The sequence below is a fragment of the Paenibacillus castaneae genome (assembly GCF_002884445.1).
GTDB classification, from domain to species: Bacteria; Bacillota; Bacilli; order Paenibacillales; family Paenibacillaceae; genus Pristimantibacillus; species Pristimantibacillus castaneae.
In genome coordinates, this window is record NZ_KZ614144.1 from 1,979,488 (window position 1) to 2,003,453 (window position 23,966).

The window sequence follows — 23,966 nt, forward strand, 5'->3', positions numbered from 1 at the left end:
TAATCGAGAAGGGAGGTTGGAATAAGGGTGAATGCTTTCGTCGGTGCATACGAATATGTGCTAGCCAATAGCGACCGATTTTGGGAAGCGGTCAAGGTTCATTTGAGCATAAGCTTCTATGCACTGCTTATTGCAATCGTAATATGTGTGCCTCTAGGTATTGTGTGTGCGAAGAAGCAATGGTTGACTGGTCCGATTATGGGGCTCTTCAATTCCTTGCGAGTCATCCCCAGCTTGGCTGTATTAATTATTATTTTACCTATAATGGGAACGGGGTTTGCACCTGCACTCGTCGCCTTGACGCTGCTCGCTTGCCCTCCAATTCTTATTAATACTTACATGGGGTTTCGGGGGATAGAGCCCGCTATAATCGAAGCGGCCTCAGGTCTGGGTATGGGCGAGCGAATGATTATGCGAAAAATCGAGCTGCCGCTTGCTGCTCCATTGCTGCTATCCGGCATTAAGACATCTGCGGTAGAAGTTATTGCCAGCGCCACATTGGCCGCATTCATCGGGGGAGGCGGGCTTGGAACGTTCATTATCAACGGCCTTGGCATGTACAAGTTTTCCTTGCTGCTTGTCGGAGCACTCCCCGTAGCCTTGTTAGCCATTTTATCGGAAATTGGTTTTTCGGGAATTGAAAGATTAGTAACCAAATATCAGCGTTAATATGAAAGGGGTATTTTCAGATGAAAAGAAAATTATTAGCTCTTGCAGGTTTGATTGTAAGTGCAACATTGGTCATCAGTGCTTGCTCGTCAAATGGCGGTTCAGGCAAGTCCGTCGTTAAAGTCGGCTCCAAAAACTTCACAGAATCATTAATTCTTGGTGAAATGTACGCGCTGGCTCTTGAAGATGGAGGCTACAAGGTTGATCGCAAGCTGAACCTGGGCGGTACGCTTGTTGCTCATGAATCTCTCAAAAAAGGCGATATTGACTTCTACCCTGAGTACACAGGAACAGGCTTGATCAACGTATTGGAATTGCCGCCTAACTCGGATGCCAAAACGGTATACGATGAAGTCGCTAAAGGCTATAAAGAAAAGTTTAATCTGATTTGGCTGGAGCCGACAAACGCGAACGATTCCCAAGGTCTTGTAGTATCCAAAAAAATCGCGGAAAAATATAACCTCTACAAAATTTCTGATTTGGTGAAGGCAGCACCTGAGCTTAACCTGGCTGCTGTTCCAGAATTTGAAGAGCGTGAGGATGGCTTAAAGGGCTTGAACGATTTCTATGGCAAAATGAATTTCAAAACAATTAAGCTGTTTGACTACGGTATTAAATACCGCGTAACGCTTGATGGCGAAGCGGATGTAACGGTTGGCTTTACAACAGATGGTGATTTGACTAACCCGGATCTCGTTCTGCTTGAGGATGACAAAGGTTTCTGGCCTCCATACTTCGTGGCTCCTGTAATACGTGGTGATCTTAACGAGAAGGACCCTGAAATCGCAAAGATTTTGAACAAAATTTCAGCTAAGCTTGATAATGAAACGGTACAAAAGCTGAACGCGCAGGTTGATATTGACAAGAAAGAATATGCCGATGTTGCTAAAGCGTTTTTGCAAGAGCAAGGCCTAGTGAAGAAGTAATTTATAATTGAAGCAGCGGGGTTTCTCCATGATGGGGAAGCCCCCTTCCTACAGGAGTTGATAAGTGATGAGCAACGAGGCAATCATTTTCAAGCAGGTGTCCAAAACATTTCCAAAGGCTGGGAAGCCGTCGGTAAATGAAACAAGTCTTAATATCCCGCAAGGCTCCTTTGTGACGATTTTAGGCGCATCGGGCTGTGGAAAAACGACCCTGCTAAAAATGGTGAATCGAATTATCGAGCCAACAGCAGGGACAATTTCGATTTTTGGCAAAGATATTCGAAGCATGCCTGTAACAGAGCTGCGGCAGAGCATCGGCTATGTCATTCAGCAGGTGGGACTGTTTCCGCATTTGACCATCGAACAAAATATTGCAACCGTGCCAGACATACTGGGCTGGGAGCGTAAGAAAACGGCAGAGAGAATCGATTATTTAATGGATCTCGTTCACCTTCCGGAAAATTATAAAAAGCTGTATCCGCGTCAGCTGTCAGGTGGGCAGCAGCAGCGCGTCGGCATAGCAAGAGCGATGGCAGGAGATCCAGCCATATTGCTAATGGATGAGCCGTTTGGTGCAATTGATGCGATTACGCGTACGAAGCTGCAGGATGATTTTAAGCAAATCCAACGTGAGCTTGGCAAAACCGTTTTGTTTGTTACGCATGACGTGGAAGAGGCAATGAAGCTGGGAGACCGTATGATCGTGATGAATGAAGGCACAATTCAGCAGTATGATACTCCACTTGCTATTATGTCGAATCCGAGCAACTCATTTGTCTCGCGCTTAATCCAAGCGGATGACTTATTCCAACAGCTCCACCTTATTCGTGCAGAGGAACGGATGATTGCCTTGACAGATGAGGCTGTCGCTGATGACATTCCGCGAGTTAAAGCCAGTGAGAGCCTGAAATCCGTGCTTCAAACGCTTTTGCAGCAAAATGCTCCTTATGTAGTCGTTGAGAATGACAAGCAAGAGCTAATTGGCAGGCTAACGCTCCAGCAGTTAAAGCTGCAGAATGGCAGGTGACGCTGATGCTGGACTATCTTTCACGCCATTATGACTTTCTATTAACTTCTTTGCTAGAGCATATTTTTCTTACGTTTGTATCGCTATTTATTGCACTGCTTATTGCACTGCCGCTTGGCTACTGGTTATCCGGACATCGGCGGGTCTCGGTTCCTGTCTTGTCTGTATTAGGCATTATTTATGCTATTCCAAGCTTAGGCATGTTCGCCTTGCTAATTCCGCTCGTAGGACTTGGGAGCAAGCCAGCCATTATTGCTTTGGTTGTGTACAGTCAGCTTATTCTCGTACGCAACGTGATTTCAGGGTTTCAAGCGATTGATCCTTCTATTATTGAGGCTGCCAAAGGCATGGGCTTTAGCGCGTGGAGGCAATTCGTTCGCATCGAGCTTCCGCTTGCGCTGCCAGTTATTATTGGCGGGGTGAGAATTGCATCAGTATCTGTGATAGGCATTGCGACGATAGCAGCTTGGATTAATGCTGGCGGGCTAGGCGGGATTTTGTTCGAGGGCTTGTATCAGAACTCCATTCCGAAGATGGTGTGGGGCACGCTGCTTGTATCGTCGCTCGCATTATCGACTAATATTATTTTGCTGCGTGTTGAAAAGTCAACGCTTCGAAGAGCACGCGGGGAGCAAAGAGTGTGATATACTGGTTCACGAGAATGTGATTATGATTGCTTTACTTTGAGGTGTAATGATGAATGGTACTCAAACGTTGGGACGTGCTATCGATATATTATTCGTACTCGCTGAATCAGGTTCTACGCTAACGGTAAGCGAGATCGCGGAGAAGGTAGGCATCCCGGACAGCACGGCATATCGTTTTATTCAAACGCTCATTAAGAACGGCTTTGTAGAGCGCAAAGGCAGAAGCCAAATTGGATTAGGTCTTCGGATATTTGATTTAGCTAGAAGCTTATCTCAGCAAATTGAGAAAGAGCTTCTTGTTATCGCAAGACCTGTTATGGAGGAGCTTACCGCTCTCACGAATGAAACGTCGGTGCTATTCGTCCGTTCAGGTTCCAAAGCCATTTGCATTGAAAATGTAACAAGTCCAAGATTAATTAGATTTCAAATTGAAAACGGCAGAGTATTGCCGCTTAATTCAGGTGCTTCGGGGAAGACGCTTCTGGCATTTGAGAATGACAAGGTCATTGAAGAAATGTGCAAGCTCTTTGTGGAAGAAGCTACTAAGCCTTTGCTATTGGAACAGCTGGTGAGCATAAGGAAAGCAGGTTATTGCTATACACTCGGCGAGGTGGATACGGATGCATTTGCAATTGCGGCCCCCATTCTTGATCCGCAGCAGCGAATCGTGGCAAGCTTATCGGCAACGGGACCTATTCATCGGCTTAGTGAGAAGGAGATTCCTGTCTATATCGAACATGTGAAGGCTGCTGCGTCACAAATTTCATGCAAGCTGGGTGCCCTAGCATAACACATTCAGTTAAAATGCATATGTAGCAGTGAAGCGGAACGTAATTAATCGATCCGCTTTTTTTGGCGTGTAAATGAGGTGGACTAGAACTGGGAAGAGCTTTCAGCATCAATTGAATTCTATATTACCTTCGCCTCCAGAAAAAATAAGCGACCGCTCTCCTGTGGAGTACAGGTAAGCAGTCGCAGCATAATAAGTCACTCATTATTATCTATTTACAGGATTATGACCGATTGGAATCAGTATGCCTTTCGAGGGTTAGTCATGGTTTCGACGGTACTTTCCTGTTTTTTTAACTCTGCAAGCAGCTTATCGCCTTCGACATCAAGGTTTGGCAGCATGCGGTCTAACCATTTCGGCAACCACCAAGCTTTATCTCCGAATACAGCCATGACTGCTGGGACGAGTGCCATGCGGACTATGAAGGCATCAATAAGGATGCCGATCGCCAGTGCGAAACCGATCTGTTTGATCATGATATCATGAGCGAAAATAAAGCCGGCGAAGACGGACACCATAATTACGGCTGCGGCAACAACAACGCGGCTGGCCTGATTGTATCCGAGAATGACACTCTCTGTTCCATGATGGCCATGGACGTAAGATTCACGCATAGAGCTGACAAGGAAAACCTGATAATCCATCGCCAGTCCGTAAAGAATGCCGGTAACCATAATCGGCATAAAGCTGAGCAGCGGACCGCCAGTATCGAAGCCGAAGAGGGAGTGAAGCCATCCCCATTGGTACACGGCCGTAGTGATCCCGAACGTGGCAAGCACACTGAGAAGAAAACCGACTGTAGCTTTTAGCGGAACGATGATTGAGCGAAATACGAGCAGCAGAATAATCAGCGAGAGGATGACGATAATGCCGACGTAGAGCGGGAACACCTCAGCCAGCTTTGACGACATATCGATGTTAATCGCAGTAAATCCAGTAACGCCAATTGTGACATCATACGTTTGCGCCATGTTCGAATCGGAAGCCCGAATCTCACGCACGAGGTTTTTGGTCTCTGCATCTGTCGGACCCGTTTTTGGGATGAGACTAATAATCGCCATATCTCCGGTTCTGTTTACGCCCATAGGTGTCACGAGCGAAACGTTCTCATGCTGACCCAGTTCCTGAACCAGACCAAACAGCGTTTCAGGTGTCATTTTGTCCGATGCACCTTTTGGCTTGGCGACTAGGAGCAGTGGCCCATTGAAGCCTTCTCCGAATCCGTTTGAAATGGCGTCGTAGCTCTGTCTTGATGCAGTATCCAAGTTCGCCGTAGCACCCGAAGGAATGCCCATTTCCATTTTTGCGACCGGGAGCGCAGCTGCGCCAAGTATGACAATAACGCCAACAATAATCAGCCAACGGCCCTTCGATACGCTCGTTACCCAGCGGTATGCGAATCCATTAGACAATTTATTTGTTGGGCTGATCTTCGTGCGCGCTTTTGCCGAGCAGATGCGTTCACCTAGCAGACCGAGCAGAGCCGGCAACAGGGTTAGGGCAACCAGAACGTTGACGAGGACGGCCAAAGCGGCAACAAGCGCCATCGCGGACAAAAAGCCAATACCAATCACAAGCATGCCGCATAAAGCAATGATAACGGTCAAGCCAGCGAAAAACACGGCGCTCCCGGCGGTGCCTACAGCTCTGCTCGCGGCTTCCTGAGCGGTTAGTCCCTGATCGAGAATCATGCGGCGCTGACGGTTCACGATGAACAGCGAGTAGTCGATTCCGACGGCAAGCCCGACCATAAGCGCCAGAACAGGCGTGAGATCGGTCATATGGATGAATTTCGAGAAGGCATATGCCCCTCCTACGCTTATGCCTACTCCCATTAGAGCAGTCAGAAGCGGCAAGCCTGCAGCAACAACTGAACCGAGTGTCATGAAAAGTACAACAGCGGCGACGGCAATACCAATTGCTTCAGTCGAACCGATTGAAGGCTTGGTCGAAAGCGAGTCGCTAGGTAGTGCGGTAATACCCGTTTTCTGTACGGTCATTACAGCATTGATAACGGAATCGGGGACCGACTCGGGAAGCGACATTTGCTGAACGGTGAATTGAAATTGGAACAGGGCGACGCTTCCGTCAGATGCAAGCATCACGCCGGGAACCGGAACTCCGTTCACCATCAAAGGGCCGAAAGGAGGTATTTCACCAGTGGGTGCTTGCGCTGTTTCGTTCCCTTGTGCCGTTTCATTCCCTTGCATGCTGCCTGCAGTCGAAGCATTGGCTTCCGCGGCCAATTTGGCGGCATTAATAACATAGTCAAGGTTGTATACTTCATTAACGGCATTGCTAATGGAGCTCAAGCGCTCCGGCGTGTCCAGGCGTTCACCCTTTGGTGCGGTAAACACGATGCTGGCTTGTCCGCCCGAAGCTTCCGGCAGCTCTGCCGATAACTGGTCTAACACCTTCTGCGACTCCGTGCCCTCAATTTTCATATCGGAACTGACATGTATTCCGTTGACCCCAAGTATGGCGAGGACAACTCCGAGGATCGCGATCCAACTGATAATGAAATACCATGGCCTGGTATAGGCTGACTTACCCAATCTGTACAGGAATGTTGACATACGTTTATGCTTCTCCTTTGCATGTTGAAATAACGTGAAGTCTTATGAACTAGAATCCGTTTCGCAAGTAATCGAACATGGTGTCTAAATAGTGATCGAAAGTAACGGCCTCTGGGCTTTCGTCAACTGATTGGCCTGGAAGCAGTACGTTCAGGCTGCCGTCAAGTATGGGCAGCACGGCCCCATAAACGGCGCCGGCGAGTAGGTGTGTGTACCCATTGGGATAACGTCCAAGGGATAACTCGTTCAATGTCTCCTGGGCAGATATTTGCAAACGGCGCAGTCCGCTAAGGATGAATGGCTCAAGCGACGGGTACTGCTTCGAAAGCAATACAAGCTGTCGCAATTTTCCGATATGCTCGCCAGTAAGCTGCATCTTCATCAAATGATACAGGATGTCTGGAGGGGAAATGTCCTCGTTTAAGCCTTCGATCCAATCCTTGACTTCTTCGGCGCCTTTAAAAATGACAGCTGCCGACGCTACCGCTTCTTCCTTGCAGGAGTAATGGTTCGCGAAAGTTCTTCTGGAGTAACCGGCGCGCTGTACAACATCCTCAACGACGAAGCCGTCCATCCCCTTTTCCAGAGCAAGAGCGAACGCCGCATCGGCAAGCGCATTCGCGGTTGCTTCTCTTTTGATATCGCGTAGGTTTTGTTTGTTCATCATGTAACGCTTAAGCGTTCACCTCGTTTCAGATAGACTGGCAGCTTTTTCAAATATAATTCCGTGTCTATATTATTGCCCAATGGGCAAATATGCACAATGGGCAATATGTTACGAATTTGTGGCGTTGAGGAGCATGGCTTAGCCGAGAGTTGAAAAAATAGGGATAGTGCTGGTACTTGTCATCCATATTCACGAGATCATTTATTCTGTCTGAACTACCAACCACGTCCATCTTGGCGTGGTTTTTCGTATGGTTATATGAAGAGCAGAATGAAACGAGTGAACCAATTACAAGGTTATGACAATATATAGGTGAATGGCCATTCAGTGAGGAGCAGTTTCTTGGTTATTGAGGAGATGAGTGTGATCTTATATTGCTAAATTGAATTAGCATGCAAGAGGAAGACTGTCGAGAAGATTCTCGATGGTCTTTTTTATGATGTTACTTTTAGGAGTGATTGGATAAAAACTATTGACACTTACCAAGCGAATGATGATATGATGTAGCAAATATTGGGAGATGATGTGATGGAAATAAAAGAAGCAAGCAAGAGTACTCATCTTACGGAAAGCAATAATAGTTTGCAACAGCATGAAGTTAATCCGAACTTTTCAAAATTTGATAGTGAAACAATGGAAGAGAAAGAAGCGGCATACCATAAGTTTTTGGCAGCTCAAAAAATTCGGGAAAAGATCTATGGCTTTCTTAGACCGATTCTAATAGCCATTAGTTTATTGATAGGAATAGCATTGCTCTTCGGAATTGTGATAGCGCTATCAGGAATCCCCCACACAATGAATAAAGAATTCACAGCGATTCAATATCGGACAAGTGATCCTGCTTATGTAGAAAATACAACTATTATCGTAAAAGGTAAATTGTACAAAAGGTTTTTTACTAACCCTAAGTTTGTTGGTTCCATTGTAGTTGATAATTTTGAGTATACGAAAACACATCAATTATTTGATATTACGTTTTATAAATATGATCAATCTAGCAGCGATGTTTTAATGTACTATACTAATAAGCAAGGAGTGCCAGTTCATGAACCATTAGGTGTAATGATGATGTCTGAAAATTTCAACACATTATCCATTCTGGTTTTTGAACCTTTGGATAAAAATACGAATTCAAAATCAACAATGGACTTGATCATTTCTGCACCTGCAGCTTCGCGGAAGGAAGCCGTGCAAATTTATGAACAATTAAGTCCTAGAATTGTCCAATGATCGTATTCGATTTGAGTAGAGTAGGAACTTCAATAATTCTGCCATGGGCGATATTGTTGTCGGAATGGGCTGGAAGGTAGGCCTCGACATAGAGGTCGATTTCTCGGCTTTCCTGCTGCATCCTGACGATTTGATTTTCTACGGTAATCCGAGATCGACAGACGGAAATAAAGGGTTACTTGAGTTCATTTATTATACCAGACTACATTGCCAGTGTGTTTTTGCTATTTATAGGAAGAATACCGCGCGGCTTTAATTGGATATTCAGTAGTGACATAAAATCATAAAAGGTGCCGACGATGGAGATATGAGAGCTAGATCATGCGAATTAGCCGCTTGCCCACTTTTACTCGGTAAGCGGCGCGATTGGGGCGAAAGAGATGCAGAAATTGCATCACATGTAGCGAGAAGTGGCGCGAGTGCGGCGAATGTGATGTAGAAATGCATCACATGTAGCGAGAAGTGGCGCGAGTGCGGCGAATGTGATGTAGAAATGCATCACATGGAGCGAGAAGTGGCGCGAGTGCGGCGAATGTGATGCAGAAATGCATCACATGTAGCGAGAAGTGGCGCGAGTGCGGCGAATGTGATGCAGAAATGCATCACATGTAGCGAGAAGCGGCGCGAGTGCGGCGAATGTGATGCAGAAATGCATCACATGTAGCGAGAAGTGGCGCGAGTGCGGCGAATGTGATGCAGAAATGCATCACATGTAGCGAGAAGTGGCGCGAGTGCGGCGAATGTGATGCAGAAATGCATCACATGTAGCGAGAAGTGGCGCGAGTGCGGCGAATGTGATGCAGAAATGCATCACATGTAGCAAAAAGCGGCGCGAGTGCGGCGAATGTGATGCAGAAATGCATCACATGGAGCACAAAGCGGCGCGTGTGAGGCGAATGTGATGTAGAAATGCATCATATGTAGCGAGAAGTGGCGCGAGTGCGGCGAATGTGATGCAGAAATGCATCACATGGAGCACAAAGCGGCGCGAGTGCGGCGAATGTGATGTAGAAATGCATCACATGGAGCGCGAAGCGGCGCGAGTGCGGCGAATGTAATGCAGAAATGCATCATATGGAGCACAAAGCGATGCGAGTGCGGCGAATGTGATGTAGAAATGCATCACATGCAGCGAGAAGTGGCGCGAGTGCGGCGAATGTGATGCAGAAATGCATCACATGTAGCGAGAAGTGGCGCGAGTGCGGCGAATGTGATGCAGAAATGCATCATATGGAGCACAAAGCGGTGCGAGTGCGGCGAATGTGATGTAGAAATGCATCACATTGAGCACAAAGCGGCGCGAGTGCGGCGAATGTAATGCAGAAATGCATCATGTGGAGCAAATCAGGCAAATACGCACTTTATTAGTGATCCAAAACATATTTTCTTTGCTTGCTGAATGTGACGAAAGCAGCAAAGAGCAGCAGGATGACTCCAGTGAAAAGAAATCCCCCGGTTATAGTAAATGGCAGCCAGCCTAACAAGGAAGAGCCAACAACTACTCCTAGAGAGAAGAAGGCATAGAAGTAACCGTAAGCTTTCCCACGCAGCTCGGCCGGAGCAGCTTTAATGAGCATCGTATTAATAGATGGAAACAAGAAGGCAAAGCCAACTCCATATAGGCCTAAGACGATGTAGAGAGTTAATGTAGTTGATGATTGGCTAATAAGCAGCTGACTTACACCCATTAAGCCAATTCCTAGTGCCATCGTAATGGATGGGGCTACTCGATCGAAAATACGGTTAGTAGGAAGCACAAATATGAGAACCGCAATAATTCCAAAAGTGCTCATTAGTGTGCCGCTCAATTTCGAATCATATCCTAGTGTTTGTACATGCAAGGGCAGTAAATAAGCAATTACACCTTGTGAGAACATTAAGAAAAAGGCTCCGCAATAAGCTTTTATTACACCTGCATTGAAGAGGGAGCCTGATGGTTGCACGATCGCATCGTCCTTCTCTTTCTTCGACAGCTTGTACTTGCTGAGAAAAATAGCGGATAGGATAGATAGTGAAAAACCCAATACAGCTACACAATTAAAGACGAATGGCACGGATGTTTTGCTTGCCATAATTCCGCTGAAAGCAGGGCCTATAATGGCAGCCAGTCCCACAAATGTACCGGTGAAGGCTACTTTCTTCCCTTGCTGATCATTTAAGGTCGTATTCGCAGAGAATGTGAATGCAGCTGGAACGATCAATCCGGCGACAAAACCATGTATGATTCGAACGATTATCAATAATAAGGGCTGATCTACAAATTGATAAAGCAGCAGTGCGCTGCTTGATAAAAGCAAACCGGCCATTAGTATTTTGAAAGGGCCAATCTTATCCGTCATAATACCAGATAAAATATTGCCAAATGTATTGGCTAACGAATATAGTCCGATGACAAAGCCTACAATAAATGAGCTGGCACCGATGGAAGTTGCGAAAGTACTCATAACCGGCAGCTGTGAGAATAAATCAAAAAAAGAAAAGAACACGATACTGTAAACGAGCATCGCATAGTTAAAAGGCTTTATACCATATTTGGCTTGTGCCTTTTTTAGTCTAAAGTCCAATACAAAATTACCAAATGGTATAAAAGCTGCTATTAGTGCAGCAGCAGGCCATAGCAGGTTCCACTTCACGCGAAGTGCAGCATAAATGATGGCTAGTGCATATAAACTGAAAATTCCCCCATGTATACTTCCTACAATCGTTACGGCTTTGTCTATCCCCCAAATATATTTCAAGGGCATTGCAATAATTAGTAATACCAATAATGAAATACCATCTAAAAGACCAGTTATACGTAAAATGTTAATTGGGTGTATCCTCACTTGTTATGCTCCTCATGTATATTTTGAACTGATACTTCTATTCTAACATTATATTAGCGGTGTGAAATAGGACGGAATAGAATGGATGGATTTAGCGTGTCAAGCGTTCGATGGTACGAAATGTGGTTGGGTAAGAGTGGGGAGGCTAAATTGGGACGTGTTTTTTTGTGCACAGCAAAGAATAGCGGCTAATTATCTACTAATGCGAATGTTTGTTTATTCGCGCTTAATAAATAATTTGAAGACGCTATTCTTCAAATAATCTAGTGAATAAAAAATGGGTTTATCGTTATCGTCGTAGTGGAGCTGTTTTAATAAAATAATTTCATTGCCAAGCACGTCGATAGCATTCTGGTCCAACACTTTGGAGCTATTTAATGCACAGATTTCAGTAATAGCATAGGAAATATTAATCCCCATCTTGTTTTTTAGAAAATCAAATATTGCCCCCGAAAATTCCCCTGCGAAATGTCCTGTGACTAGACTCTGCGGGAAAATATTATAATAAAATGCCACTTTGTCGCCATTCGCAGTTCTAGAACGCTCCAATACGACAACGGGTTCATCGATTTGCAGTTGTGTTTTCCAATCTTCCTCCGGTTCACGCGTATATATCTTGATGTCGAGCTCGCTTTCGGTATAGCCCCTGTTTTTAATCATTTGCCCCACACTTTGAAGCTTGCTGAGTGGATTGATAATGAAATCTGATCGGTTGTTAACGTAGGTTCCGACTCCGTTCCTGCTTATAAGAATCTTTTCGCGCTGAAGCATCTTGAGCGCTTCCCGAAGAGTAGGACGACTCACTTCATATTTCTTTGCTAGTTCAGGCTCGGAAGGAAGTCTGTCTCCGGGCTGTAGTTCCCCTTCGTTAATGCTTCTTTCAATTTCCTCTTTGACTTTGAGGTAAAGCAGTTTCTTCTCCAAATTGCGCTTTTCCTCTCTGTAAGTTGATTATATTATTTCTTTGGCCTAATGCTGTCTGACAACATGATTGTATCATATTTTTGTTTTTTTGATCAACTATCCAGCCCATATTGCTCAATTCATCTATACAATTATTTAACATTGGATTGATTGACACTACTAAGATATTTTCCCTATAATTTTAGATGTCAGACAGCATAGATTTGCATATGACGGTGAATGGAGGGGTTCTAGAATGAGGCTGCAATGATTCTGTAATGCTTGAGCCGCAAAATTTTTAGTTCGTAAGCTTATACCTATCTTCAATTGAAATTCATTTCATTTAACGGAGGGGAAAATTAGTTTATGAAGAAAATTGTTTTAAGTATTGTGACTGCATGTGCATTGGTCGTTCCTTTCTTCGGCGGTGCCGCAGCAACTCATGCAGCAAGCAATTCGGAATTGGCTGCTTACTGGGCACCTCAGATCTATCAGGATGTGAATGCTGATCTAAATGTTAGGGCAGATTTTATTACCAATTTCAACTATGACGGTGACTATCTTGCTCGGAATAACTGGGATAATCTCAATAATTTCAATCAAAATGCTTATGTCTACTATAAGGTGTCAGAAACGCTTACCCATTATTTCATCGAGTATGATCTCTTCCACGCTAGAGATGATGCCTATACAAGACCTCTTGATGCGCATGAGAATGATCTCGAAGGCCTATTCTTAGTCATCAGAAAAGATGGATCTACATACGGGTCTTTCCAGTTAATGGAAACGATGGCGCATAACCAGTGGTATGACTATACGAATGATCGCAGTATAACTTCAGGCTCAGACGATGTGGACGGCGGTGTACTATTCAATGGAAGCCATCCTAAAGTATTCTGCCAGGCAAATGGACAGAGTCCTAGCGGCGGGCATGGTGTCAAAGCCTATGACGGATCAAGCGCTCCTGGCGGAGACGGGATTGTATACGATTATACGGGTACAGCAGAGTTCCCAACGAACACTTCCGGAAGCTACACGAACCATTATGGATACGATTTAATTGAATGGGGCGATCTTTGGAGCAAAAGAACTGATCCTAATATTTTCTCCTCATTTGGTACATTCGCAGGCGATAATCATACCCCTAACTCAGCAAAAGCTCCTTGGGGCTGGGATGATAGTGATGATGGCCCTGCCCTTCAGGGGATGAACTGGTCAGATCCAGCTCATCAGGTAGATGTACATCTGAATGGTCTTGGTCAATTCTCGCATACGTATGTCTCTAATCCGTATTATTCGCATAAGATTACTTTATTAAATATGCAAAGCCTAGAGGATCGTGATCCATTTGGTGGAAAAAGCGATATTTATATTAAAGCTTACGTGAATGGGCAAGGTCAGACGGACGCGAGGTTCTGGAAAAAAAATGATGCTCCCAAATTCCAAAATTTCAATATCGCCTTCGGTGCGAATGATGCGGAATTCGGACCTAACTTCTCTGAAAGCTACAACACAATTTATGTTGCAAAGCCATCCAATACGAATGTGGAAATTCATGCCTATGATTCAGATGGAACATCTGGAGACGATGACATGGGTTATGTATCAGCCGTTGTCATTCCGGGAAACACGGTGACTTGGAATAATGCGGTAACAAGTAATGGACAAGCGATCATATCAGCTATCGTATCAGCGAAATAATCGAATAATAGAGACGGGCATAGCCTATAAAAATTAGGAGGATGGAAATGTTTAAGAAACCGAGAGTAAAGCTATGGGGTACGGCATTATTAGCAACGTTCATGTTAACGAGTATTTTATCAGGATGTGGAGCAGCTAAAAATAATCAAGAATCTACAAACAAGCCGGCAAATGCACCAACTAATGCACCAGTGGTGGAAGCTGAAAAACCAGCACCAGCATCTGAATCGAAGAAATTGGTTGTTTACGCGGCTTTGAATGAAGATGATATCGTCCAAATACAGAAGAAATTTAAAGAAGATACTGGGATTGAGCTTGACTATTTGCGTGTAGGTAATGCTGGAGAAACTAGCACGAGAATTCAAGCCGAGAAGGATTCACCGCAAGCAGATATTTTTGTAGGGGGCTCGGTAGAATTTCATGAAATACTTGCTGATCAAGGATTGCTTGAAGCTTACACATCTCCTAATGCTCAAGAAATCGAAGATCGCTTCAATGATCCCAAAGGCTATTGGCAGGGATGGTATATGGGTGTGCTTGGTATTGTTCTGAATACAGAAAGATTCCAAAAAGAGCTGGCGCCTAAAGGGATTACAGAGCCGGCTACTTGGGACGACTTGCTTGATCCTGCTTATAAAGGTCAATTTGTAACATCCAACCCAGCAACAGCAGGCGGCGGTTACATCTTTGTTGCAGACCAATTATTCCGCCTGGGTGAAGAAAAAGGCTGGGATTATTTAGCTAAATTGAATAAAAACGTCCATCACTATACAAAAGCAGCAGGAGACGGAATCAACCTCACAGCTACAGGTGAATTCATTGCTGGCATGTCATGGGCGCATGATATCGTAAAATCCGCTAAGTCAGGCTATCCGATTAAAGTCATTGTTCCAGAGCAAACCGCTTTTGAAATTGGCGGCGTAAGTATAGTAAAAGGCGGAGCGAATGCAGAAAATGCTAAGAAATTTGTAGATTGGCTGTTGACTAAGCCAGTTGGAGAAATGAATACACAGCTATCTAACCGTTACTCCGTAAGAAATGATGTAGCAGCTCCAGAAGGCATGATTAAGATTGAAGATGTCAAACTTGTTGATTATGACAGAACAAAGGCTGCGGACATGAAAGCAGACGTTGTAGCGAAATTCACTGAAATGATCGATAAGAAATAAGGATTAAATAAACGAATACACTCCTCCTGCGGCCATGCGCAAGCAGGAGGAGTGTATACACTTTTAACTGAAAGGTGTGGAAGGTTTTGTTCTCAGCTGCTATCAAAGACACCTGGGCGGAAATGAAGAAATTAAAAAATGATCCTATTTTAGCTGCAGCTATTATTATGATTTTACTTATTACAAGCTATTTTGTTGTATGGCCTATTATTAAAGTAATCAGCTTCTCTCAATTCGAGGATTATCTGAAGTTATTTACGTATAGCAGATGGTATCATGCAGCATTGAACAGCTTGTTCATGATGGTGATTTCCAGCATTTCATGCGCGGTTATTGCATTTATATTTGCTTATACAATTACAAGACTGAAGGTTCCATTTAAGGGACTATTCCGATTTATAACGATTCTGCCGATTGTTTCACCGCCATTTATTGTTGCGTTATCGTATATCCTTCTCTTTGGCAGACAGGGAATGATTACGAAATATGTGCTTCACGTTAATTTTGATATCTACGGCTGGCACGGCTTATGGCTGGTTCAGACCGTTACATTTTTTCCATACGCTTACGCAGTCCTATATGGGGTGATGAAATCTACCTCAACGAATTTGGAGTATGCAGCTTACAATCTTGGAGCAACCCATTGGCAAGTATTTAAGAACGTCTTACTGCCGCTCTGCAGGCCTGGTCTAGCAGGCGGGGTGCTAATTGCTGCGATGAGTGTTTTAGCTGATTTTGGCAACCCCATCGTGATAGGCGGAAATTTCAATACACTGCCAACAGAAGCTTATATGCAGATGTCAGGCATGTTTGATTTGAAATCGGCTTCCGTGCTGTCAACTGCTATTCTGCTTCCTGCACTGGGTTTGTTTGTATGGAATAGAGTCTGGGTTGGCAAAAGATCATACGTTACGGTCACAGGCAAAGAAACCTCGCTGGAGCATTTCCCTCTGCCGCCTGCAGTGAAATGGACATTGTTTGGATTGTGTATGTTCGTAACGGTTTTTGTTCTGGCGGTATATGGCGTTTTGGTATATGGTGCTTTTACAAAAACCTGGGGGTACGATTGGTCATTCACTCTCGATAATTTGACGTATGTTGCGGCAAAGGGCCGTGAAATAATTAACAGCATCAAATTTGCATTGATTGCTTCGCTGGCTGCGGGTGTTTTGGCTCTGCCACTCGCTTTTATCGTGCAAAGAAAACGTGTAGGCGTTAATCGTTTGCTTGATTTCTTAGCCATATTGCCAGGGGCTGTTCCGGGCGTATTCCTAGGTCTTGGCTTTGCGATGGCCTTTAATGGACAGCCGCTTCATCTTGCGGGTACTTCTCTGCTCATGATACTAGCGCTCATGGTATGGAATTTACCAACCTGCTATAGTGCATGTCTTGCTGGACTTCAGCAGATCAGCGGAGCGCTGGAGGAAGCCTCGTTTAATCTTGGAGCAAGTAACATGATGACCTTCAGGAAGGTGCTGCTCCCGTTATTGAGAGGAGCGTTTATTTCCGGTATTGTCGTATCCTTCCTGCGGTCAGTCACTTGCTTAAGCGTCATCATCTTTATTTACTCAGCGAAAACTTCCGTAGGTACGGTGTCAATTCTAGGGCTTGTGCAGAATGGAGAATGGGGAAGTGCATCAGCCTTTACCATTGTACTAATCTCAATTGCTTTCATTGTATTGGTAAGCGCTCAGCTGTTCCTAAAGAAACAAGGCAGGTCGATAGAACTTTAAGTGGAGGATTATATGAAGACAGAGGAACTGATGATTCAAATTTCAAATATGTCGAAACGGTTTGGAGATTTCGAGGCAATTAGCCAAGTGTCTCTTGATATTCCGGCTGGCAGCTTTACTACGCTGCTGGGACCAAGCGGCTGTGGCAAAACGACGCTGATGCGGCTGATTGCGGGCTTTTATGAACCGGATGCTGGTGATATTTATATTCAAGGGAAGAAAGCGAATGGGCTTCCCGCATTCAAGCGCAATACGCCGCTAGTATTCCAGGAATATGCGCTCTTCCCGCATATGACCGTATATGAGAATGTATCATATGGCTTAAAGCTCATGAAGCTTCCTCGTCAAGAAGCGAGGGAGAAAGTGGATGCGATGCTGAATATGTTCGGACTTCAAGGGATGCAGGATCGTCTGCCTAGAGCACTAAGCGGCGGTCAGCAGCAGCGAGTTGCTTTTGCCAGAGCTCTTATAATGGGACAGAAGATTCTATTAATGGATGAGCCGCTGAGCAATCTGGATGCCAAAATGAGAGTCGAAGTAAGAAATGAGCTTAGAGAGCTGCAGCAGCGATTGGGAATTACAGCTATATTCGTGACACATGATCAGGATGAAGCTTTGGCCATCTCAGATCGAATTGCCGTTTTCAACAAGGGTCGTATCGAGCAAGTCGGGACACCGTGGGACATTTACTTCAAGCCGAATAATGAATTTGTAGCCGATTTTGTAGGGACAGCTAATTTTGTCGAGGGCGAAGTTGCAGCAATTGAAGGAAATGATTTGATTATTAAATGCGGCACCTCTGTTCTAAGGGTGAATAGAAGCGAATATCCGTTTCAGTCAGGGGATAGAGTGACCCTGGTCATCAGACCAGAATGCATTTCAATATGCGAAGCGCCAAATGAGGGAGAAAACGTTTGGAGTGGAAGTATTCAAAGAAGCAGCTTCCAAGGACGAATGATTCGTTATTGGATCGATGGCTCGCCACTGCAGTGGATTGTGGATGACTCCAGCCCAAGTGTGAGTGGATATTTGGAGGGCATCGTACATCTGTCTGTAGATAAGCAAAAAATTCATCTGCTGCCTAAGGAAAGGCAAGAACAACGAAACTAACCATGAAGGTGATGAAATACGATGAGCGCAAAAGTTCAGTTTCTAAATGTAGGTTGGGGAGACGCTCACTTCATACAGCTTCCTTCTGGAAGTGTTTGTTTAATAGATGGGGGAGACGGTGCATCCTCACCTGATCAGGATCATCCCTTATCCTGGATGAACCGAAATAAGATTGATCGATTGGATTGGATGATTCTTACTCATATTCACGAGGATCATGTTAACGGGCTTTTGGACATTGCAACAATGAAATCAGTAACCAAAGCTGTTCTCCCATATGAACCGTTTATCCTTCCTCCAGAGCAGCTGGTTTATGAACGAGGGGATGATTTCACAAGAAGAGTATTCGCTATGCTGGCTTCCTATTTGGAGCTAGTTCAAGTTTTAAGCGAACAAGGGACTGAAATCATATGGCGGAGCGCCTATGGATCAAACGAGGATTGTATTGTTTGGTCAGAGGAAGGGGTTACCTTAACGCATTTGTACCCATGGAAAGGAGATCCTCTGCCGGCTTATGATGTTTTATTTGAAGCGGGCACTAATTCGGCGTGCTATGAGGATGACTATATTCTTGATAATATCGTTCAATTTTTTGAGTTATCTAATCATGATAGTTCTGTTTACCGGCTTAGCATCATGCAGGAGCCTGATTCGAATGTTCTCTTTGGCGGTGATCTATTGGAGCCTGGATGGGAACGCTTGGCAGAGCGAATTGACATTAGAAGCTCAATCCTGAAGGTTTCTCATCATGGGCTTCAGGATGGTTTCAATGCTCGCATATTATCCTGGATACAACCCAAGCATTGCATAATACCGATAAGTATGTCGCGTTCTTCTGCTTTGCTGAATGATTGGGAAGAGCTTCTTTCCCATACAGACGCTTCCTTATATGTGACGGGCAATCTAGCTATGGGGGAGCAGCTCGAAATCAATTATGGAGCTTTAAAGGTTCAAATAGGATTTTAACTACGAATTAATAAATTCATCTTAATCTAGTTGTGATAGGAGTAGTGAAATAATGAACAAACAGCTAGAATTAGAAGATGCGATCATGCAGGATGCGATTCGATATGTGAAAGAAGCAGGCGCATTGATATTGGAACTCATGATACAGCCTCTCCAGATCCATGAAAAGGAGAATCAATCTGATCTTGTAACAGTTGTAGATATGCAAAGTGAAGATCTGCTTCGTAATCGAATAATTGCTGATTATCCGGATCACTGGATACTATCGGAAGAAACCGATGGTGGAAAAGAAGACGCCCACCTTCTATTAGTGCACCCGCCTAAAGGCTACGGGTGGATTATTGATCCTATCGATGGGACTACGAACTTTATTCATAAAATGGCTCATTTTGCGATTTCTATTGGCATTGTGAAGGATGGAGTGCCGCTATGCGGTGTCGTATATAATCCGGTAACGGATGATCTCTACTTTGGCAGGAAACAGCGCGGTGCTTTTTTGAACGGAATTCCGATTCATGTCGGCCAGGAGCAAGATTTGAGCCAAGCTCTGCTGGGCACGGGATTCCCGGCGAAGGAATGGAAAGCGAACTCGAACGTAGTGGAACAGATAGCAAGAATAACGGGTGTAGCCAGAGATGTGCGCATTCTTGGCTCTGCTAGTCTTGATTTATGTTTAGTGGCATCAGGAGGATTGACTGGATTCTGGCATGATGGGCTCTATCCTTGGGACGTCGCCGCTGGCTTGGTTATCGTGCAAGAAGCGGGCGGAACTATAACAAACCATGCCGGAGAAGACTTTGAATTGAGCAATGATACACTAGTTGCCTCCAATTCATTCATTCACCATTCATTATTATCTGTTTTGAAGTGAGAACGGCAAGTGAAACTGCAATATTCAAACGCTTGGGATTTCCGAGCGTTTTTTTGTTTTTTTATAGTGGGAAAATTTAGGAACATGATCTATTGAATTTGTCTATTTTTTGATAGGGAGAGATGGTATTATTTAACCATAAAAAAGGAATTATTTACAACAATGATAGATTTTCGTAGTGAATGGCATCTGTTATTTAGAGGGTACCAACGGTGGAGTAAATGAAGGAGTGATACAGTATGGAACCGAACCGATCAAACAATATAACGGCTCTCTTTCGCGAGGCTCTCGAAACGTTTGTAGAGAAGTTGAAAAGCGATGATCAGGTCATTGCTGCCATTCTTATGGGCAGTATGTCTTATGATCAGGTGTGGGAGAAATCAGATATCGATCTTAAGCTGATTGTACACGATCAGAAGCTGAGTACCGGCTATACATGCTTTGTGGAAAATGATATCCCGATTAATACGAGTATTCAGACACGCAACGAATTCAAGCGGTGGTTGGAACGTTCGATGCAAAGCTCAATCAATCACTCCATTCTGACTCGAAGTACGCTGCTGTTCACTAAGGATGCTTCGATCACAGATTATGTGGAGCAAATTCGCCATGTGGGTGAAAGAGACCGCGAGCTGCAGCTTGTTATGTTGGGCAGCCACTCGTTGTCCTTACTCGCCAAGGCAGAAAAATGGCTTTATATCAAAGACGATTCGATTTACAGTGCCACTTGGATTATCAAAATGGTTGATGTGCTTGCACAAATTGAAGTGGTGATGCATGGAGATATCCCTATGCGTGAGGTTGTTCAGCAGGCAATCCAGTACAACCCCGACGTTTTTCACGCGATATATACAGAACTAGTAGCTGGTGAAGTACATAAGAAGAAGGTTGAGGAAGCCTTGAAGCTCATTAACCAATTTTTGAATCAAAGGGCAGAATCGTTATTCCGAGCTATTCTCAGCTATTTAAAAGAAGAAGCAGACACTCGTACGGTGACCGAGCTTGTGATTAAATTTGGCGTGTTAATTCCTATAGATACGGGTTCGATGGCTGTAGCTTGCGACTGGCTTGCTGAGCAAGGCTTGATTGTTAAATTGGAAGCGGAAACAAAAGCAACACCCAAGAGCAAGGTCGCTCTGTTGGAACCTGCGTATGCTTACGAGAATGAAGATATGGAGGAATGGATGAACGGATGAAAAAGTATATTGAGGTTCGTGGAGCAAGGCAAAACAATTTGCAAAATATTGATGTAAATATCCCGCGTGACAAGCTGACAGTCATTACCGGCGTAAGCGGATCAGGGAAATCTTCACTTGCATTTGATGTTATTTATGGTGAAGGGCAGCGGCGGTTTCTCGATTCCTTATCGACCTATGCCAAGAGTCGGATGAATCAGGTGAAGAAGCCAGAGGTAGACTTTGTTTTCGGGCTTTCTCCGGTCATTGCGATTGAGCAAAAGAAGGGCATTATTAATCCGCGCTCGACAGTCGGAACGATGACGGATACTTATGATTTCTTGCGATTGCTGTTTGCATCAGTAGGCGAAGCAAGCTGTCCATTTTGCGATCACCCTGTTCCCATTCGTACACCGTCGCAAATGATCGAGCACATACAGCAGCTCCCTGAGGGAACCGAGCTCGAGGTGCTTGCTCCTATTTACAAGATCTACGGGGAAACCTATGAAACGACATTCGACGAAATCCGCTCGAAAGGCTTCAGGACAATATTGATTGATGGTGTAAGGACTAATCTTAGCGATCTAGTCGAGCTTGAAGAGGAAGCGGAGTATCGTATGGAGATCGTGGTGGATAAGGTGATCGTCAAGCCGGACATCTACAAGGTGCTCACAAAAACGATTGAAAACAGCTTAAATCTAGTCGGTGAAGGATTCATACGTTTTGAACTTGTTTCGTTTCCTGAAGGTGTAAATTACGATTCAAAGCAGTTTTATGAAAGCTTTGCTTGTCCGGAGCATCATCTTACGATGGGGGAGCCTCAGCCTCAATACTTTTCATTTAATGACTCAGGCAGCGCGTGCAGAACTTGCGGAGGCATCGGAACATTCATGCGGGCTGAGGCTCGCTTCCTTGTAAAAGATAGCAATAAAAGCATAATCAAAGGCGCTATTGAGCCCAAGCTGCTGAACACTTCCAGCAAGGGCACTTGGATATGGTCGCTTGTGAAAAGTATGGCGAAGCATTATGGATTCGATCTGGATACTCCTTTGAAGGATTTGCCCGATTCGGTACTTCAAATGCTGTATTATGGCACAAAAAATGAGAAATTTCCTTTTATACCTGACGCGGGAGCAAGCAAATCACAATTCAGGCATGAAGGGAAACTGATGAACTTCGGAGGCTTCGTACACATCATCAATTGGTGGTACAAGCTTTATTTGAAACGGCAAGGAAGCTCGGGCGAAACTGAGTTTTATAAAAGAGTGATGATTGAGCATACATGTCCAGATTGCGAAGGCAAAAAAATGAAGCCTCAGCGATTCTGCGTTCGAGTTGGCGGTGCGGATATACATGAGATGAGCATTATGTCGCTTAGCGAGCTGCAGCACTTTTTGAGCAATCTGGAATTTGCAGAGCCGAAGGGGCATATCGGCAAACAAATTACGAAGGAAATCATGTCACGTCTGCTGCTGCTTCTAGACATCGGGCTTGATTATCTCAGTTTGGGGCGACGTTCGGATACCATATCAGGCGGGGAAGCGCAGCGAATCCGATTGTCTACGCAGATCAGCTCAGGTCTTATGGGGATGCTGTATGTGCTGGATGAGCCAAGCATCGGCCTTCATGCGAGAGACAGTTCTCGTATTATGAATACACTAAAGAAACTTCGAGATTTAGGCAATACGATCATCGTCGTAGAACATGACATGGACACGATACGCAGCGCGGATCATATAATCGAAATTGGTCCGGGACCAGGGCGGAATGGCGGACACATTATCGCGGAAGGCACAGCGGAGCAGCTTGCTGCTTCTTCGGAGTCGGTAACAGGAGCTTTCATTTCCGGTGCACGGACGATCGAGATTCCCTCCGGGCGCCGTTCTCCAACTGGACTTGCTATATCTATCCGCGGTGCAAGAGCGAATAATTTGCAAAGTGTTAATGTTGATATTCCGCTTGGTATATTGGTCTGCATAACCGGCGTGTCTGGATCAGGCAAGAGTACTCTCATCAATGAGGTGATGTGCAAACAACTATTTTCCATTTTCAACGATGCAAGAATTGTGCCTGGCGAGCATGATTCACTCACTGGCCATGAGTCGCTGACGGGCATTATTACCATTGATCAGTCCCCTATTGGGAGAAGCTCTCGTTCCAACCCTGCGACCTATGTCGGTTTTTTTGATCGGATTCGCGAGTTGTTTGCGGCAGAAGCTGGGGCTATAGGCAGTCAACTGAGCAAACATGATTTCAGCTTCAATCAGAAAAATGGCGGACGCTGCGAGAATTGCCAAGGAGAGGGAATTGTCGTCACGCAGCTGCAGTTTATGCCGGATGTAGAAACCTTATGCCCTGCTTGCAAAGGGGCTAGATTTAATGAAGAAGTGCTGGATGTTAAGCTGAATGGCAAGAGCATCGCGGATGTGCTTGACATGAGCATTGAAGAAGCGGTGGAATATTTTGAGGGGCAGGCTTATATCCAGCATAAGCTGAACGTACTCAATCAACTTGGGCTAGGTTACCTAAGGCTCGGTCAATCCTCAACGACGTTGTCTGGCGGAGAAGCGCAGCGGATCAAGCTTGCTTATGAGCTTAGCAAGATGAAGCGGGGCAGCCACAACCTGTACGTATTGGATGAACCGACCACCGGCTTACACCTTAGCGATATTCAGAAGCTTATTGATTGCCTGCAGCAGCTTGTAGACGCTGGACATTCGGTTCTTGTAATCGAGCACCATCTGGATTTGATCAAGGTGGCTGACTATGTAATCGATATGGGTCCCGATGGTGGACGAAATGGCGGCATGATCGTCGCAACCGGCACACCTGAGCAGGTAGCCAGAACGGAAGGCTCGCTTACAGGGAAGTTTCTTACTCAAGCTTTAATGCTGTTAGAGGAAATACATTAGATGATGAGACAATGATTTTGGGATAAATGATTATCGATGATAGATTTCCGCTTTGAATGGCATCGGATC

18 protein-coding genes are annotated in these 23,966 nt (G+C 44.8%); 14 read left to right on the forward strand and 4 right to left on the reverse strand.

Annotation, left to right across the window (positions count from 1 at the left end):
- The first annotated feature begins 27 nt into the window (after positions 1-27).
- The 5 genes from CEF13_RS08460 (at position 28) to CEF13_RS08480 (ending at position 4,059) form a co-directional block, all read left to right on the forward strand.
- On the forward strand, positions 28-669 hold the full coding sequence (locus tag CEF13_RS08460; RefSeq protein WP_102710278.1) for an ABC transporter permease: 642 nt from the start codon (positions 28-30) through the stop codon (positions 667-669).
- Between the two features lie 20 nt (positions 670-689).
- Entirely contained in the window at positions 690-1,595 is a 906-nt protein-coding gene (locus CEF13_RS08465; protein WP_102710279.1) for an ABC transporter substrate-binding protein, read from the forward strand.
- 67 nt (positions 1,596-1,662) lie between these two features.
- Positions 1,663-2,622: an ABC transporter ATP-binding protein gene (locus tag CEF13_RS08470; RefSeq protein ID WP_102710280.1), complete on the forward strand. Its 960-nt coding sequence runs from the start codon at positions 1,663-1,665 to the stop codon at positions 2,620-2,622.
- 5 nt (positions 2,623-2,627) lie between these two features.
- Positions 2,628-3,266 carry an ABC transporter permease gene (locus tag CEF13_RS08475; protein WP_102710281.1) on the forward strand — a complete coding sequence of 213 codons (639 nt, stop codon included), beginning with the start codon at positions 2,628-2,630 and terminating at the stop codon, positions 3,264-3,266.
- A gap of 52 nt (positions 3,267-3,318) precedes the next feature.
- The gene (locus CEF13_RS08480; RefSeq protein ID WP_102710282.1) at positions 3,319-4,059 is read left to right on the forward strand and encodes an IclR family transcriptional regulator; all 741 of its coding nucleotides are present in this window, start codon (positions 3,319-3,321) and stop codon (positions 4,057-4,059) included.
- A 239-nt stretch (positions 4,060-4,298) separates the two neighbouring features.
- Here the strand turns inward: CEF13_RS08480 and CEF13_RS08485 are convergent, their stop codons facing one another.
- Together CEF13_RS08485 and CEF13_RS08490 are read right to left on the reverse strand one after the other, a co-directional pair.
- Positions 4,299-6,635 (reverse strand): MMPL family transporter, encoded by a 2,337-nt coding sequence (locus CEF13_RS08485; protein ID WP_102710283.1) that lies wholly within the window; start codon positions 6,633-6,635, stop codon positions 4,299-4,301.
- A 49-nt stretch (positions 6,636-6,684) separates the two neighbouring features.
- Positions 6,685-7,299, reverse strand: a complete 615-nt coding sequence (locus CEF13_RS08490; RefSeq protein WP_102716284.1) for a TetR/AcrR family transcriptional regulator — start codon at positions 7,297-7,299, stop codon at positions 6,685-6,687.
- Between the two features lie 531 nt (positions 7,300-7,830).
- Between CEF13_RS08490 and CEF13_RS08495 the strand changes: the two genes are divergently transcribed.
- Positions 7,831-8,532 (forward strand): hypothetical protein, encoded by a 702-nt coding sequence (locus CEF13_RS08495; RefSeq protein WP_102710284.1) that lies wholly within the window; start codon positions 7,831-7,833, stop codon positions 8,530-8,532.
- Positions 8,533-9,896: 1,364 nt separating this feature from the next.
- Here the strand turns inward: CEF13_RS08495 and CEF13_RS08500 are convergent.
- Positions 9,897-11,357, reverse strand: a complete 1,461-nt coding sequence (locus CEF13_RS08500) for an MFS transporter (protein WP_102710285.1) — start codon at positions 11,355-11,357, stop codon at positions 9,897-9,899.
- 216 nt (positions 11,358-11,573) lie between these two features.
- Positions 11,574-12,281, reverse strand: a complete 708-nt coding sequence (locus CEF13_RS08505) for a GntR family transcriptional regulator (protein ID WP_102710286.1) — start codon at positions 12,279-12,281, stop codon at positions 11,574-11,576.
- A 345-nt stretch (positions 12,282-12,626) separates the two neighbouring features.
- Here CEF13_RS08505 and CEF13_RS08510 point away from each other — a divergent pair, with 345 nt between their 5' ends.
- From CEF13_RS08510 to uvrA, 8 genes are all read left to right on the forward strand, one after another.
- Positions 12,627-13,961: a hypothetical protein gene (locus CEF13_RS08510; RefSeq protein WP_102710287.1), complete on the forward strand. Its 1,335-nt coding sequence runs from the start codon at positions 12,627-12,629 to the stop codon at positions 13,959-13,961.
- Positions 13,962-14,008: 47 nt separating this feature from the next.
- Positions 14,009-15,130 (forward strand): ABC transporter substrate-binding protein, encoded by a 1,122-nt coding sequence (locus CEF13_RS08515; RefSeq protein WP_166742801.1) that lies wholly within the window; start codon positions 14,009-14,011, stop codon positions 15,128-15,130.
- Positions 15,131-15,252: 122 nt separating this feature from the next.
- Positions 15,253-16,863 carry an ABC transporter permease gene (locus tag CEF13_RS08520; protein ID WP_146022689.1) on the forward strand — a complete coding sequence of 537 codons (1,611 nt, stop codon included), beginning with the start codon at positions 15,253-15,255 and terminating at the stop codon, positions 16,861-16,863.
- Between the two features lie 12 nt (positions 16,864-16,875).
- Positions 16,876-17,973, forward strand: coding sequence for an ABC transporter ATP-binding protein (locus tag CEF13_RS08525; protein ID WP_208414496.1), 1,098 nt, complete (start codon positions 16,876-16,878; stop codon positions 17,971-17,973).
- A gap of 21 nt (positions 17,974-17,994) precedes the next feature.
- Positions 17,995-18,939, forward strand: coding sequence for a ComEC/Rec2 family competence protein (locus tag CEF13_RS08530; protein WP_102710290.1), 945 nt, complete (start codon positions 17,995-17,997; stop codon positions 18,937-18,939).
- Positions 18,940-18,991: 52 nt separating this feature from the next.
- Positions 18,992-19,810, forward strand: coding sequence for an inositol monophosphatase family protein (locus CEF13_RS08535; RefSeq protein WP_102710291.1), 819 nt, complete (start codon positions 18,992-18,994; stop codon positions 19,808-19,810).
- A 239-nt stretch (positions 19,811-20,049) separates the two neighbouring features.
- Positions 20,050-21,006 (forward strand): nucleotidyltransferase domain-containing protein, encoded by a 957-nt coding sequence (locus CEF13_RS08540; protein WP_102710292.1) that lies wholly within the window; start codon positions 20,050-20,052, stop codon positions 21,004-21,006.
- The gene (gene uvrA, locus CEF13_RS08545) at positions 21,003-23,897 is read left to right on the forward strand and encodes an excinuclease ABC subunit UvrA (protein ID WP_102710293.1); all 2,895 of its coding nucleotides are present in this window, start codon (positions 21,003-21,005) and stop codon (positions 23,895-23,897) included. Before CEF13_RS08540 ends, uvrA begins: the two co-directional genes overlap by 4 nt.
- Positions 23,898-23,966 lie beyond the last annotated feature (69 nt).